Source organism: Streptomyces sp. NPDC001315 (genome assembly GCF_042896175.1).
Taxonomy (GTDB): domain Bacteria; phylum Actinomycetota; class Actinomycetes; order Streptomycetales; family Streptomycetaceae; genus Streptomyces.
The window spans coordinates 1031062-1045619 of the sequence record NZ_JBIAWZ010000001.1; the positions used below are offsets into that span (position 1 = coordinate 1031062).

General features: G+C 70.1%; 12 protein-coding genes. 5 read left to right on the forward strand and 7 right to left on the reverse strand.

Annotation, left to right across the window (positions count from 1 at the left end; genetic code table 11):
* Positions 1-36: 36 nt before the first annotated feature.
* The 5 genes from ACFY16_RS04545 to ACFY16_RS04565 all read right to left on the reverse strand — a co-directional run bounded on the left by ACFY16_RS04545 (position 37) and on the right by ACFY16_RS04565 (position 7321).
* The gene (locus ACFY16_RS04545; RefSeq protein WP_390645574.1) at positions 37-1038 is read right to left on the reverse strand and encodes a TerC family protein; all 1002 of its coding nucleotides are present in this window, start codon (positions 1036-1038) and stop codon (positions 37-39) included.
* 288 nt (positions 1039-1326) lie between these two features.
* Positions 1327-3486 carry a TerD family protein gene (locus ACFY16_RS04550; protein ID WP_390645575.1) on the reverse strand — a complete coding sequence of 720 codons (2160 nt, stop codon included), beginning with the start codon at positions 3484-3486 and terminating at the stop codon, positions 1327-1329.
* 51 nt (positions 3487-3537) lie between these two features.
* Complete coding sequence (locus ACFY16_RS04555) at positions 3538-4116, reverse strand: TerD family protein (protein ID WP_390645576.1); 579 nt, start codon at positions 4114-4116, stop codon at positions 3538-3540.
* A 154-nt stretch (positions 4117-4270) separates the two neighbouring features.
* Positions 4271-6415, reverse strand: coding sequence for an excinuclease ABC subunit UvrB (gene uvrB, locus ACFY16_RS04560; RefSeq protein WP_390645577.1), 2145 nt, complete (start codon positions 6413-6415; stop codon positions 4271-4273).
* Between the two features lie 39 nt (positions 6416-6454).
* Positions 6455-7321: an MHYT domain-containing protein gene (locus ACFY16_RS04565; protein WP_390645578.1), complete on the reverse strand. Its 867-nt coding sequence runs from the start codon at positions 7319-7321 to the stop codon at positions 6455-6457.
* Positions 7322-7602: 281 nt separating this feature from the next.
* Here ACFY16_RS04565 and ACFY16_RS04570 point away from each other — a divergent pair, with 281 nt between their 5' ends.
* The 4 genes from ACFY16_RS04570 (at position 7603) to ACFY16_RS04585 (ending at position 11089) form a co-directional block, all read left to right on the forward strand.
* The gene (locus ACFY16_RS04570; protein WP_390645579.1) at positions 7603-8475 is read left to right on the forward strand and encodes a glycerophosphodiester phosphodiesterase; all 873 of its coding nucleotides are present in this window, start codon (positions 7603-7605) and stop codon (positions 8473-8475) included.
* 83 nt (positions 8476-8558) lie between these two features.
* Positions 8559-9113, forward strand: a complete 555-nt coding sequence (locus ACFY16_RS04575) for a methylated-DNA--[protein]-cysteine S-methyltransferase (RefSeq protein ID WP_390645580.1) — start codon at positions 8559-8561, stop codon at positions 9111-9113.
* A 153-nt stretch (positions 9114-9266) separates the two neighbouring features.
* Positions 9267-10175, forward strand: coding sequence for a pseudouridine-5'-phosphate glycosidase (locus ACFY16_RS04580; protein WP_390645581.1), 909 nt, complete (start codon positions 9267-9269; stop codon positions 10173-10175).
* Positions 10172-11089, forward strand: a complete 918-nt coding sequence (locus tag ACFY16_RS04585) for a carbohydrate kinase family protein (protein WP_390645582.1) — start codon at positions 10172-10174, stop codon at positions 11087-11089. The genes ACFY16_RS04580 and ACFY16_RS04585 overlap by 4 nt, the downstream gene beginning before the upstream one ends.
* A 267-nt stretch (positions 11090-11356) precedes the next feature.
* Here ACFY16_RS04585 and ACFY16_RS04590 read toward each other — a convergent pair whose 3' ends face one another.
* On the reverse strand, positions 11357-12151 hold the full coding sequence (locus ACFY16_RS04590) for a methyltransferase domain-containing protein (protein ID WP_390645583.1): 795 nt from the start codon (positions 12149-12151) through the stop codon (positions 11357-11359).
* Positions 12152-12405: 254 nt separating this feature from the next.
* On the opposite strand from ACFY16_RS04590, the gene ACFY16_RS04595 reads away from it, so the two are divergent.
* Positions 12406-13533 carry a magnesium and cobalt transport protein CorA gene (locus ACFY16_RS04595; RefSeq protein WP_390645584.1) on the forward strand — a complete coding sequence of 376 codons (1128 nt, stop codon included), beginning with the start codon at positions 12406-12408 and terminating at the stop codon, positions 13531-13533.
* 265 nt (positions 13534-13798) lie between these two features.
* Here the strand turns inward: ACFY16_RS04595 and ACFY16_RS04600 are convergent, their stop codons facing one another.
* Positions 13799-14431 carry a uridine kinase gene (locus ACFY16_RS04600; RefSeq protein ID WP_390645585.1) on the reverse strand — a complete coding sequence of 211 codons (633 nt, stop codon included), beginning with the start codon at positions 14429-14431 and terminating at the stop codon, positions 13799-13801.
* Between the last annotated feature and the right edge of the window lie 127 nt (positions 14432-14558).

Below are 14558 nucleotides of genomic sequence, written 5' to 3' on the forward strand. Positions count from 1 at the left end.
CTCCCCATGGTGGTGGTTGTGCCTACGCCCACGCGGTCAGACGTCGATGCTGTCCTTCGGAGCGCCTTCGCTGCCGGCCTGCGCCGTCTCGGCCGCCGTCTGCTTCCGGGACGCCCGCAGACTGGTGATCGTGGTGACGATCAGGACGGAGCAGATCACCCCGAGCGAGACCGGGATGCTGATCTCCGGGACGTGGACCCCGGACTCGTGCAGCGCGTGCAGCACCAGCTTCACACCGATGAAGCCCAGGATGATCGACAGGCCGTAGGAGAGGTGGACCAGCTTCCTCAGCAGGCCGCCGATGAGGAAGTACAGCTGCCTGAGGCCCATGAGCGCGAACGCGTTGGCCGTGAAGACGATGTACGGATCCTGGGTCAGGCCGAAGATCGCGGGGATGGAGTCGAGCGCGAACAGCACGTCCGTCGTACCGATCGCGAGCATCACGACCAGCATCGGGGTCATGACCCGCTTGCCGTTGTGCTGGATCCACAGCTTGGTGCCGTGATAGCGGTCGGCCACACCGAAGCGGCGCTCGGCGGCCTTGAGCAGCTTGTTCTCCTCGAACTCCTCGTCGTCCTGGTCGGCCCGGGCCTCCTGGATCAGCTTCCAGGCGGTCCAGATGAGGAAGGCGCCGAAGAGGTAGAAGACCCACGCGAAGCTGGCGAGGATCGCGGCGCCCGCGGCGATGAAGATGGCCCGCAGGACCAGGGCTATGAGCACGCCGACGAGGAGCACTCGCTGCTGGTACTGCGTCGGCACCGCGAACTTCGCCATGATCAGGACGAAGACGAAGAGGTTGTCGACGCTCAACGACTTCTCGGTGATGAAGCCCGCGAAGAACTCGCCGGCGGGCTGACCGCCGCCGAAGAGGAGCAGGCCGAGGCCGAAGAGTCCGGCCAGGGTGATCCAGACGATCGTCCAGATGCCCGCTTCCTTGATGGACACGTCGTGCGGCTTGCGGCCGATGAAGAAGTCGACCGCGATCAGGGCGGCAAGGCCCGCGATGGTCAGGACCCACAGGGTCAGGGAAACATCCACTGCGCCTCCGGCAGTACGTAACGGCAAGTAGTCAGCGTCGTCGCGCTGCCGGAGGTCTCTTCCACCCCGGGCTGCGGCGCTCTTGACGCTCCGCAGCCACACGGGCCGACGCCCCGGGATCTGACCTGATCCGTATTGACGGGTACGCCGCAGCAGACAGGGAGTACTCCCCTCCGTATGGAAGACAGTACCCCAATCACCAAAGAAAGGTAAAGCGATTGGCAAAAGAAAGACCAAATACCCTGGTCACATGCCTTTACGTATGCTTGGTAAAACCGCGGGAGGCCGTCACTCGTGCCAGGTGCGACGGGCCGCAGCCACCTGCGTGAGCACGTTACGGAGCATCTGGCCGCCCGGTGGCACGAGCGAGGGCTCGTACGTCCAGGCGTGCCCGACCCACGGGTCGGCGAGGTGATCGTCCGGCAGCGGAGTGAGCCGCAGCAGCGAACGCCACAACGGGTCCAGCAACGGACCGTAACCGGATGCGTCCTCACGGTCGGCCACCATCATCAGGTGGACGCCGACGGACGGGCCCTCGTCCGCCAGGTAGCGCAGCTGTGTCACGGCACGGTCGTCGAAACCATGCGGGAAGTCGTTGACGACCAGCAGCTGCTGGGAGGTGTCGAAGCCGGGCGGCAGGGAGTCGGCCGCGCCTCCACGCACCGCCATCTGCACCAGGTCCACACGCTGGGTGAGCCGTCCCAGGACATTCGCCACCCCCGCGGCGCCGACGGCGGGCGGGGACGCGAGCACGCCGGTCTGCGCCAGCGGCGCGAGTGGTTGCGCCGCCGAACCGGCCGGGTCGATCACATGCACGGTGAACTCGCCCGCCGGGTGCACCGCGAGCAGCCGGGCCGCGAGCGCCACCGCCGTCTCCATCGCGAGGTGCCGCAGTTCGTGAGCGTCGGCGAACGACCCGTCGAACGATCCGGCCTGTCCGCCGTCGATCCACAGACCGCGCTCCAGCGGCAGCCTGACCAGCATCGGAATGCGCAATCGGGGCGCCTCGGGGAGATGGAGGTCGCCGATGCGCAGGGCCATGGGCATCTCCATCGGCACGCGGTAGTCGTGCCAGACGGAGCTGTCCCAGCCGGCGTACGCCGGCGGCAGGGCGGGTTCGACGACCTCGGCCTCGGCGGTCAGCTGGACGAGGTCCCGGTCCAGGGCCTGTCCGGCCTGGTCGACGAGCTGAGCGTGCTTGGCGCGGGCCGCCTCGCGCGCGGCGTCACCCTGTCCACCGATCCGGCTGCGCGGGTCGGAAAGGACCTGGTCGAGTTCCTTGTCCCTGCGGGCGTCGGCGAAGTCGACGGCACTGCGATACGCGGCCGTGGTGCGGGCCAGGTCCTCGAACATGCCCCACACCTGGTTGTAGAGCCGCTCGTCCATCGACCAGCCGGTCGCGTCGCCCGCGACAGGCCGCGCGGGCTGCCCGGGCGGGGCCGGGGGTGCGGTCGGCGGAAGCGGCGGTGGAGCGGCGTTCTGCCGACGGGGATGGCTGTAGTTGATCGGACCGGCTGCGGCAGAAGGGTCGTCGTAGGGCGAGGTCACAGCCGCTGGATCGTTCGGCGCGGCGGAGGACACGGCCGAGGGAGTGGTCGGCGCGGAGGGAGGAGCGACGGTGGTGGGCTCAGCCGGCGCGGGGAAGGGACGGTCGGCGGACGGACCGGTCGACGCGGCATCTCCCGGATACGCGGGCTGCGGCCCGGACTGCCCTGGGGCGCCGGGTTCCTGGGGGCCGTACGGGTCCTGCACTCCGTGCTGGGGCACGGGTTGCGGCGATACGGGGCCGGTGGCGCCCTGGAGTGCGGTGCCGCCGTGCTCCGGGCCGCGGGCCGCCGGCTGCCGGGCCCGGTCACCGTCCGCCATACGCGGCGAGGGCGCCTGGACCGAGCGGGCCAGGCCCTGGGCCACCGCCTCGTCGATACCGGCCGCGAGTTGCCGGGCCTCGGGCAGGCCCTGGTCGGTGAGGAGCTCGGCGAGGCCGCCCGCGTAACCCTGGCCGACGGCACGCACCTTCCAGGCGCCCTGCCGACGGTAGAGCTCCAGGGCGACGACGGCCGACTCGACGTCCAGCCCGGTGACGGTGTAGCTGGCGACCTCGGTGCCGTCCAGACCGGTGACGGCGACGAAGGGCGCCGCGACGGCGCCGAAGCGGGCGGGGCCGCCGGCGCCGTCCGGCAGGGCGAGGAGCACGTTCACGCGGTGCACGACCTCCGGCATGGCGGCCAGGTCCACCGCCAGGTGATGATCGGCGGCCACCTGCCGGGAGACCTCGAGCCCGGGCAGAGCGGGGGCGCCGGGGTGGGCCACCCACTCGACGCCGTGGATCCTGCCGTGCTCGTCGCCGAGCGTGGCGCCGGCCACAAGCGGCGTGCCGGCCGAGACCCGGATCTCCAGACGGACCTGGGAGAGCGGGTGGTTCTGCCCCCGCACCAGCTCGGCCGTCATCGCCTTCGTCCCCCTGTGTCGCCGTGTCGTCTCGTGCCGCTCGCCCGCCGCTTACAGAAGCGGCAGGATCGCCGGCATCAGGTCCTGGAAGGTGCGGCCGTTGGCCGGGGCGCCGAGGGCCGTCATCGACCATCCCGGGCCGGACCGGTGCACCTTGGCCATGACCTGAGCCGTGTAGGCGCCGCCGCCCGCCAGCGTGTAGCGGGCGAGTTCCTGGCCGTTGGTCTCGTCGACCAGACGGCAGAACGCGTTCTGCACTTCCTGGAAGGTCTGGCCCGTGAAGGAGTTCACGGTGAAGACGATCTGGTCGATGTGGACCGGGACGCGCTGCAGGTCGACGAGGACGGCCTCGTCGTCACCGCCCTGCCCGACACCGCCGACGAGGTTGTCGCCGGTGTGGCGCACCGAGCCGTCGTCGCTGACCAGGTGGCGGAAGAAGACCACGTCGACCGGCTGCTTGTCCGCGAACAGGACGGCGGAGGCGTCGAGGTCGATCTCACGGGTGCGCGAGCCGAACAGGCCGCGCCGGGGAGCCGCCTGCCAGCCGAGACCCATGCGCACCGCGGTCAGGCTGCCCCCGTCGTTCTTCTGCAGACTGATGGCCTGACCCTTGGTCAAGTTGACGGTCACGGCTTCTTCCCCTCTCGAACTGTCCCCTGTTGCCGCGGAGTCCGCGGTTGCCCAGAACCCTACGCAGAGGTACTGACAGTGCCGAACCCCGGTCCGCACTTTGTGTCGGTCTTGCAACACAGTGCGCTACGCCAGGGTCCGGCGGAGCGGGCGGTCAGGCCAGGCCTGCCTCCCGCATCTGACGCAGTTCCTTCTTCATCTCGGACACCTCGTCGCGCAGCCGGGCCGCGATCTCGAACTGCAGGTCCGCGGCAGCGGCGCGCATACGCTCCGTGAGCTCCTCGATCTGCTCGGCGAGCTCGGCCGCAGGACGGTCGGTCGGCACCGTCTCCTTGCCCTTGGCGGACTTGCCGGCCTTCGCGCCCTTGGCCGCCTTGCCGCCGAGAGAGGGCACCGGGGCCTTGGTGCCGTGGCCGTCCTTCTTCGCCTTGCGATAGCCCGACCCGAGCAACTGCTCGGTGTCGACGTCCTCGCGGGCGATCTGCGCCACGATGTCGTTGATCTTCTTGCGCAGCGGCTGCGGATCGATGCCGTTCGCCGTGTTGTACGCGACCTGCTTCTCGCGCCGACGGTTGGTCTCGTCGATGGCCCGCTCCATCGCCGGGGTGATCTTGTCGGCGTACATGTGGACCTGGCCGGACACGTTGCGCGCGGCGCGGCCGATGGTCTGGATCAGGGAGGTGCCGGAGCGCAGGAAGCCCTCCTTGTCGGCGTCGAGGATCGCCACCAGGGACACCTCGGGCAGGTCGAGGCCCTCACGCAGCAGGTTGATGCCCACCAGGACGTCGAACTCGCCGGAGCGCAGCTCGCGCAGCAGCTCGACACGGCGCAGGGTGTCGACGTCGCTGTGCAGATAGCGCACCTGGATTCCGAGCTCCAGGAAGTAGTCCGTGAGGTCCTCGGCCATCTTCTTGGTGAGCGTGGTGACCAGGACGCGCTCGTCCTTCTCGACGCGGCCCCGGATCTCGTGGACCAGGTCGTCGATCTGCCCTTCGGTGGGCTTGACGACGACCTCCGGGTCGATGAGGCCGGTGGGCCGGATGATCTGTTCGACGACGCCGTCCGCGCGCGAGAGCTCGTACTTGCCGGGGGTCGCCGACAGGTAGACCGTCTGCCCGATGCGCTCCTGGAACTCCTCCCACTTCAGGGGGCGGTTGTCGAGGGCGGAGGGCAGCCGGAAGCCGTGGTCGACAAGGGTGCGCTTGCGGGAGGCGTCGCCCTCGTACATGGCGCCGATCTGCGGGACGGTGTTGTGGGACTCGTCGATGACGAGCAGGAAGTCGTCCGGGAAGTAGTCGAGCAGGGTGTTCGGCGGGGAACCGGGCAGGCGGCCGTCGAAGTGCATCGAGTAGTTCTCGACGCCGGAGCAGCTGCCGATCTGGCGGAGCATCTCGATGTCGTAGGTGGTCCGCATCCGCAGGCGCTGGGCCTCCAGAAGCTTGCCCTGCTTCTCCAGCTCGGCCAGGCGCTCCCCCAGTTCCTTCTCGATGTCGTTGACGGCCCGCTCCATGCGCTCGGGTCCGGCGACGTAGTGGGAGGCCGGGAAGACGTACAGCTGCTCGTCGTCGCTGATGATCTCGCCGGTGAGCGGGTGCAGGGTGGAGAGCGCCTCGATCTCGTCGCCGAACATCTCGATGCGGACGGCGAGCTCCTCGTAGACGGGGAAGATCTCGATGGTGTCGCCGCGGACCCGGAAGGTGCCGCGGGTGAACGCCATGTCGTTGCGCGTGTACTGGATGTCCACGAAACGGCGCAGCAGCTGGTCCCGGTCGATCTCGTCGCCCACCCTGAGCGGGACCATCCGGTCCACGTACTCCTGCGGGGTACCGAGGCCGTAGATGCAGGAGACCGAGGCGACCACGATCACGTCGCGCCGGGTGAGCAGCGAGTTGGTCGCGGAGTGGCGCAGCCGCTCGACCTCCTCGTTGATCGAGGAGTCCTTCTCGATGTAGGTGTCCGACTGCGGGACGTAGGCCTCGGGCTGGTAGTAGTCGTAGTACGAGACGAAGTATTCGACCGCGTTGTTCGGAAGCAGCTCGCGGAATTCGTTCGCCAGCTGGGCGGCCAGGGTCTTGTTCGGCGCCATCACGAGCGTGGGGCGCTGGAGCTTCTCGATCATCCACGCCGTGGTGGCGGACTTGCCGGTGCCGGTCGCGCCCAGCAGGACGACGTCCTTCTCACCGGCTTCGATGCGCTGGGCCAGCTCGGCGATGGCCGCCGGCTGGTCGCCGCTGGGCTGGTAGGGACTGACGACCTCGAAGGGCGCCACCGTGCGTTCGATGCTGGAAACGGGCCGCATGGATCCACCGTACGACCCCCCACTGACAACGGGGCCGGGTCAGCGGTCCTGCGGGGTGCGGGACCGGCGTTGTGCCGCCTCCCGGCGGGGGCGGAGCGGAACGCGGCGGCCTGTGTGCTCGACGGCGGGATGGGCCGGGACACCGGGCTTGTGCTCGGCAGGGGCCCAGTCGGACTTCCCCATGATCATCAGCGGATCGAACACCACGACGACGCCGGCGAGGCAGAGGAAGGCGAGCGGGCCGATCAGCATGGGCGCGAGCAGCGCCGCGGGCGAGTCGCCGGAGGTGGAGTGGGGCGCGGCGTGGAGGTGGACGCTGAGGGCGGCCATCCCCGTGTAGTGCATGCCGCTGACGGCGAGTCCCATCACGAGGCTCGCGCCCATGCTCCACATCAGCCCGCGGACCTGGCCCGCCGCCCACAGGGCGGCGGTGGCGGCGGCCATGGCGATGACGACGGAGGCGGCGACGGTGAGCGTGTTGTACTCCAGCTTCCCGTTCAGGCGCATGCCGGCCATGCCGAGGTAGTGCATCGAGGCTACGCCGAGGCCGGTGATCGTGCCCCCGGTGAACAGCGCCGTTCCGCTGGCGCCCTTGTAGCCGACGATGAAGATCCCGACGCCCACCATGACGATGGCGACGCCGAGGCTGGCGTACGTCGTCGCTTTGTCGTAGTGGATCGGCGCCTCTTCGACCGAGAAGCCCATCATCGCGATGAAGTGCATGGTCCATATGCCGGAGCCGATCGCCGCCGAGCCGAGGGCGAGCCAGCCCGGGCGCCAGGAATGGGCGACGAGCAGGGCTCTGGTGGTGCAGCGCAGGCCGAGGGCGCCACCTAGGCAGGCCATGAGGTAGGCCACCAACGGTGTGACGAGCCCGTAGCTGAATCCGTCGACCGTGCCTTGCATGCGCGGCTGCCCTTCCGCCCTGTTGCGTCCCGGAAATTCCTGAAATGCGCCCCCCTCCCAGGACCGCAGGAGCGGTCAGGGTTGAGGCAGAGAGTATGACTCCCACCGGAATGGTCGAACGATTTTCCGGCAAAGAAACACGCCTTTGCCGCAGATGTGCGGTAACAGTGAGCGGACTTGGGCAACTCCATTCAATCCATGCCCATCCTGCACACACGCCGTTATCTACTCTCTGCTGTCACAGTTGAGCTGTCCGTGATCGCTCGATGCAAGGAGTACGCATGTACGCGCGCGCAGTTGCCGCCATGACCACCGCGCTCCTGGCCACCTTGACCCTTCTGATCCCAGCCTCCGACGCCCGGGCCCACACCAGCCGGCAGCCTTCGGTCATCGCTCACCGAGGCGCTTCCGCCTACGCCCCCGAGAACACCCTGGCCGCCATCGACAAGGCTGCCGAGCTGGGCATCGGCTGGGTGGAGAACGACGTCCAGCGCACCAAGGACGGCGAACTCGTGGTGATCCACGACGACAGCCTCCGGCGCACGACCAATGTGAAGAAGGTCTTCCCCGGCCGCTCCCCCTGGAAGGTGAAGGACTTCACTGCCGCGGAGATCGCACGCCTCGACGCGGGAAGCTGGTTCGGCCCCGCCTACGCGGGCGCGCGCGTGCCGACACTGAAGCAGTACATGCGCCGCGTCGAGCACAACCACCAGAACCTGCTCCTGGAGATCAAGAATCCGCAGTTGTACCCGGGCATCGAGCAGCAGACCCTCAAGCTCCTCGGCAACGAGGGCTGGCTCGACCGGCAGCACCTCGCCCGCCGGCTGATCGTGCAGAGCTTCAGCGCGGACAGCGTGCGCACCGTCCATGACCTGAAGCCTGGCGTCAGGACCGGATTCCTCGGTAGCCCGTCCGTGGCGGACCTGCCCGCGTACGCGAAGTTCACCGACCAGATCAACCCCTCGTACGGTTCCCTGTCCGGGACCTATGTGTCCCTGGTCCACGCGTTCACGGGGCCGCACGGCAGGCCGATGGAGGTCGCCGCCTGGACCGTCAACGACGCGGCGACCGCCCGGACGGTCGCCCGGTACGGCGTCGACGGCGTCATCACCAACAAGCCCGACGTGGTGCGGCAGGCTTTGTCCGGGTCCTGACACCCGCCCCGGTCCGGGGAGCCGGCGGCGGCCGGTGCCCGTTCCCCGGGGTGTTGTCAGTGGCGGGCCGTACGGTGGGTCGCATGAACAGCCATGGGCAGTACGAGCAGCAGGTCGTGTGGACCGTCCTCGCCACCGACATCGGTCCGCTGCTGCTGGCCGCGACCGGCGAGGGCCTGGTCAACGTCGTGTTCCACGCCACGGACACGGCGCGTGACAAGGCGCTCCACCGGCTCGCGGACCGGCTGGGCACCGAGCCCGTCGAGGCGCCCGGCTCCCCGCTGCTGGCCGAGGCGATACGCCAGGTCGAGGCGTACTTCGCGGGTGAGCGGCGCGCCTTCGAGCTGCCGCTGGACTGGTCGCTGATCTCGGGCTTCAACCGGCAGGTTCTGCGGGAACTGGCGTCCGGCGTCCCCTTCGGCGCGGTCGTCGGCTATGGCGATCTGGCTGGGCGGGTCGGTCAGCCTGGCGCGGCCCAGGCGGTGGGTGTGGCGATGGGTTCCAATCCACTGCCCGTGGTCGTGCCCTGCCACCGGGTCGTCGAGAGCGACGGCGGTATCGGCGGGTTCGGGGGCGGCCTGGAGACCAAGCGGAAGCTGCTCGCGCTGGAAGGGGTGCTGCCCGAGCCGCTCTTCTGATGGCCCGGACGCAGGACCAAGGACGGCGCCGGCCGTTGAGGCGTACGGAGGGGAAGGGTGCCCACCGGTGGCGTCCCCCACAGTCTCCAAGGGTTTGACCGGTCACGCCGCCCGCCAGAGATGAGGGAAGACCGCGAGACGGGAGGCAGGCGCGTGGTGCTGTTGGTGTCCGAAGAGGTGCGGGAAGCGATCGACGCGCGTCGGCCTGTCGTGGCCCTGGAGTCCACGATCATCGCGCACGGGCTGCCGCGCCCGCGCAACCTGCAGGTGGCGCTGGAGCTGGAGGCGGCCGTGCGGCAGGAAGGCGCCGTCCCGGCCACTATCGCCGTACTCGACGGGCGGCCCCTTGTCGGCCTGGACAAGGAACAGTTGGAGCGGGTCGCGAACGAAGAGGGGATCCGCAAGCTGGGCCATCGTGACCTGCCGCTCGCGGTGGCCTCCGGGGCGAGCGGGGCGACGACGGTGTCGGCGACCGCGCTGCTGGCCGCGCTCGCGGGCGTACGGGTGTTCGCGACGGGTGGACTCGGCGGGGTGCACCGCGAATGGACGGTGACGCAGGACGAGTCGGCGGACCTGGGCCTGTTGGCGCGTACGCGGATCACGGTGGTGTGCGCGGGCGTGAAGTCCATCCTGGACGTGCCGGCGACACTGCAGCGACTGGAGACGCTGGGCGTAGCGGTGGCCGGGTACGGCACGGACCGCTTCCCCGGCTTCTACCTGTCCGACTCGGGCCATCCCGTGGACTGGACGCTCGAGACTCCGCGACAGGTGGCGGACGTCATGCGGGCACAGGACGCGCTCGGCGGGCCGGAGTCGGCGCTGATCGTCGCCAATCCCGTCCCCGAGGAAGAGCAGCTGGATCCCGAGCTGCACGCGCGCGTGCTCGCCGACGCGCTGCACGCGTGTGAGGAGAAGGATGTCACCGGACAGGCGGTGACGCCGTTCCTGCTCGACTATCTCGTGCGCCACACGGACGGTGCCTCGCTGAGCGCCAATCTGGCAGCCGTGCGCGGCAACGTGCGGCTGGCGGGCCGGATCGCGGCGGCGTGGTCCGGGGGGTGACCGCCCGGCGGGACGGCGGCGCACTGCTGGTCGTCGGGGACGTGGTGACGGACATCGTGGCCCGGCATCGGGGTCCGCTCTCCTCCGGCACCGACACGGCCGCCTCGATCCGGACCCTGCCAGGTGGCGCGGGCGCCAACGTGGCGTGCTGGGCCGCCCATTGGGGTTGTCCGGATGTGCGGCTGCTCGGGCGGGTGGGTGCGGACGCGGCCGCGTGGCACGAGCTGGAGCTGACTCGCCACGGGGTGCGTCCCCGGCTCGTCGTGGACCCGCAGGCGCCGACCGGGACGGTGATCTGCCTGGTCGACACGGGCGCCGCGGCAGAGCGCACGTTTCTCACCGACAGCGGCGCGTGTCTGCGGCTCGACCCGGGTGACTGGTCGGAGGGGCTGCTCGACGGGGTCGCGTGGCTGCACCTGTCGGGTTACCTGCTGTTCTCGGAACCGAGCCGGGCAATGGTCGCGGTGGCGATGGAGTCGGCACGCGCGCGTGGAGTGCCGGTGAGCCTGGACCCGGCCTCGGCCGGCTTCCTCGTGGAGCTGGGCGTCGACCGTTTCCTGGACCTCGTCGCCGGCGTGGAGGTCCTGCTGCCGAGCCGGGACGAGGCACACCTGCTCACCGGGCTGCCCGATGTGGCGGACGCGGCGGCCAAGCTGAGCCGCCACGTCCCGCTGGTGGTCGCCAAACAGGGCGCCGACGGTGCGTTGGTGGCCCGGTCCGGCACGGTGCGGGCCCGGGTCCCCGCCGCGCCGGCGACCCCCCAGGACACCACGGGAGCCGGCGACGCCTTCACGGGCGCGTTCCTCGCGTCCCTGCTCGCCGGCGCCGAGCCCGAGGAAGCGACGACGGAAGGGTGCCGCGCGGGGGCGCAGGCGGTCGAGCGGACAGGCGGGAGACCACCTGGCTCCGAGTGAGGGCAGCGGACCACAGGGCGTTGTGCGGGCCCAAGCCACGTCGGAGACCTCGGTCACCCCTGTGCGAGGAGAACCGCCTCTGCTCCCCGGCGCCGAGCTCGAGGAAGCGGCGGCGGGGAGCAGGGTGCCGCACGAGGGTGCGCAGGCTGTCGAACGGGCGGGCGGGAGACCACCCGCTCCCGCTGAGGCAGCGGACCACAGGGCGGAAGCGCGGGCCCAAGCCACGTCGCTGCCGTCGATCACCCCGGCGAGAGGAGGCCCGGCCTCCTACGCCTTACGCCCCCACGCCGAGATCATCGGAGCGGTGGCCAGGTCCATGCTGCCGGCGGCCACGTTCGCCAGATGGCGGTCGATGTCCTCGTCCGTGGCCAGGCCGGCGGTGACGAGCCGGTCACGGATCTGACGGACCGTGGCGGACTCCAGGGCGGTGCAGGCAGGTGAGGCGACCGGGAAGTACGCGTCGGCCTCGACCTGGCGCAGCCCGGCCTCGCGAAGCAGCCGCGGGAGCTTGCGCCCATAGGCGAGGTCGGCGCCGCGGTCGGCCAGGAGTTCACGGAAGCCGTGCCGCAGCCGGTTCGCCAACTGCTGCTCGGGGCCGTACTCCTCGGGGCACAGTAGGGGCTGCAGAGCGGGGTCGGCGTCCTCGACCAGGAGCCGTCCGCCGGGGCGCAGGGCCTTGATCATCGACCGCAACGCCCGCTCCCGGTCCGGCACGTGGACGAGGACGAGCCGGGCGTGCACAAGGTCGAAGTCCTCCCCCGGCGGCTCCTGCGCACCCACGTCGTGGACGCGCACCTCGACCGGCGGACGGGCCGCCTCGGCCAGCTGCGAGGTGTCGATGTCGGTCGCGACGACCTTGCCGGTCGGCCCGACCTTCTCAGCCAGCCAGGACACCACGGAGGTGCCGCCTGCGCCGACTTCCCAGCAACGCCAGCCGGGCCCGACGCCGAGTCCCGCCAGGTGCCGGAACGTCGTGGGGTCGAAGAGGGCTGTGAAGGCGTCGAAACGCTCTGCCGCCTCGGTCTGCTGGTTGTCGAGAAGATACCCATCGTCTTGCGTCATGCCGTGATCATCCCAGTTGCCCCGCTTGCCCCGGACAGTCGACCCTCGGTACGACGAGCTGTCCGCCGTCGGCAGCCCATCCGCCCGCCGTCGGAAATCAGTCCCCGCACAGCCGGGGGCCGATTCGTCCACAGCCGGGAACAAAGCGGAATCCTCCGTTTCCACAGGCTTACCCGCCCCTCACGCAGGCCTGGCAAACTGGCACGCCAGGGCGCAGAAATGCGGCGCAAGGAGATCCACGCAAGGAGATCCAGATGTCCATGGCAGGGAATTTGCGGAAGGTCACCGGCCTCGGCAGGGTCGGCGGCCTCCGCAAGGTGGCACGGCTGACCCGGCGGCGCCCGCGCGTCGACCTGAGTCATCCCGCGCGGTCCCCGCTGGGCTCCTCCGTGGTGAACTGCGTGACGTACCGGGACGGCGTCCGGGCCCCGGGCGGCCGCGATCTGGTCGACGCCGTGGAGCAGGTACGCAAGAGCGGCGACGGCTTCGTCTGGCTCGGCCTCCACGAGCCCACCGACCAGGAGTTCGCGGGCATCGCCGAACTGTTCGACCTGCATCCGCTGGCCGTCGAGGACGCGATCGAGGCCCACCAGCGCCCGAAGGTCGAGCGGTACGGCGAGACGTTGTTCGCGGTGTTCAAAACGGTCTGCTACGTCGAACACGAGGAACTCACCGCGACCAGCGAGGTGGTGAACACCGGCGAGATCATGGTGTTCGTCGGCCGCGACTTCGTGATCTCGGTGCGGCACGGACGACACGGCTCACTGGGTCCGTTGCGCGAGGAGTTGGAGAGCAACCCCGACCAACTCGCCAAGGGGCCGTCCGCGGTGCTGCACGCGATCGCGGACCACGTGGTCGACGACTACCTCAACGTCACCGACTCGGTGCAGTCGGACATCGACCAGGTCGAGACGGACGTGTTCGCGGCGGACGGCGCGCGGGCCGACCCGGGCCGTATCTACCAGCTCAAGCGGGAGCTCCTCGAGCTGAAGCGGGCGGTGGTCCCGCTCGGCCGGCCGCTCCTGGACCTCTCCGACCGACCGATGCGGGCGGTCGACCCGGAGATACAGGCCTACTTCCGCGATGTCTCCGACCATCTGCTGCGGGCCACGGAGCAGATCGCCTCGTTCGACGAACTGCTCAACTCGATTCTGCAGGCGCACCTCGCCCAGGTCACGGTCGCGCAGAACGAGGACATGCGGAAGATCACAGCGTGGGCCGCGGTGATCGCCGTACCGACGATGGTCTGCGGCGTGTACGGGATGAACTTCGATCACATGCCGGAGCTGCACTGGCGGTTCGGCTACCCGCTCGTCATCGGCCTGATAACCGTGGCCTGTCTGGTGCTGTACCGCGGCTTCCGACGCAACGGCTGGCTCTGACCGGCAGCTCCGGGCGGGGCGGCGTTCCGACCGAGAAGCCCAGGATCTTCCACGGGACGACACGGATGATCACGCAGGCCTCGTCTTCCTTCTCGGCGGGCGGGTCGACGCCGAGGTGCTTGTGCGACATCTCGTACGGGAGCCGCTTGCCCTCGTCCGGGACGATCTCGGCGGTCCAGCGGACCTCGACCGAGGTGCAGGGGTCGGCGAGACCGAAGACCGACAGGCGCACGAAGGGGCTTTCGCGGATCTCTGCCCGGCTGGATCAGCCGCCCCACGCCGGGTGACGCGGATCGTCGGCACGCACCAGGACGTCGGCGGTGCCGGCCGGGTCGGTCTCCTGCTCGTACTGCTCGAAGGCGGGGAGCGTCCAGTGATCGGCTTCGGGGGTGCGGCGACGCAGGGCGGGCGGCGAGAGGAGGACGTGGACGGTCAGGTCGAAAGGGAACCAGTGACGCAGCAGGAGGGGACCGTGCAGCAACAGGATTCCGCCTGGCGGGAGTTGGACGTAGGCGCTGCGGGTGGCGCGGTCGGTGGCCGGGTCCCAGAGATCGGGCAGGATCCGGCCGTCGCCGCCCGGTTCGAGAGGGCCGAACACCTCGCGCCACAGGGCGCCGGTGTCGAACCAGCCGTTGTAGTAGGCCTCCACATCGTGATGGCCGTATTCCAGTCGAAGCGAGGCGGGGCGCAGGAAGCCCTCCGTGCCGACGACGAGCGAGGGGCGGCCGCGTATACGCAGGGCCTCGGCGACACGCTCGGCGAGATCTCCGGGGCGGGCAGCCGGGGCCCCGTCGAAGGCGATCCGCGGCCAGGGGCTGCCGTCGCCCGGCTTCAGGTCGAGCAGCCGCTCGGCGAGGAGGTCGCCGAGCCGTTCCCAGGTGATCGCTTCGAGTCGCACACGGCCATGATGCCGCGCCACCCCGGGGCGGCGGCGGTCACCACCACGCCACACGCCCCACGCCCACGCCCACGCCCGCACCTAACCCACCCCCCACTCATCCCCCAACGCACCAGCACCAGCGAAA

Excerpts from the sequence above, each read along its gene's own strand:
- ACFY16_RS04550 (WP_390645575.1), bottom strand. The coding sequence starts at position 3,486 with ATGACGGCCGAGCTGGTGCGGGGGCAGAACCACCCGCTCTCCCAGGTC.
- uvrB (WP_390645577.1), bottom strand. The coding sequence starts at position 6,415 with ATGCGGCCCGTTTCCAGCATCGAACGCACGGTGGCGCCCTTCGAGGTC.
- ACFY16_RS04565 (WP_390645578.1), bottom strand. The coding sequence starts at position 7,321 with ATGCAAGGCACGGTCGACGGATTCAGCTACGGGCTCGTCACACCGTTG.
- ACFY16_RS04570 (WP_390645579.1), top strand. The coding sequence starts at position 7,603 with ATGTACGCGCGCGCAGTTGCCGCCATGACCACCGCGCTCCTGGCCACC.
- ACFY16_RS04575 (WP_390645580.1), top strand. The coding sequence starts at position 8,559 with ATGAACAGCCATGGGCAGTACGAGCAGCAGGTCGTGTGGACCGTCCTC.
- ACFY16_RS04590 (WP_390645583.1), bottom strand. The coding sequence starts at position 12,151 with ATGACGCAAGACGATGGGTATCTTCTCGACAACCAGCAGACCGAGGCG.
- ACFY16_RS04595 (WP_390645584.1), top strand. The coding sequence starts at position 12,406 with ATGTCCATGGCAGGGAATTTGCGGAAGGTCACCGGCCTCGGCAGGGTC.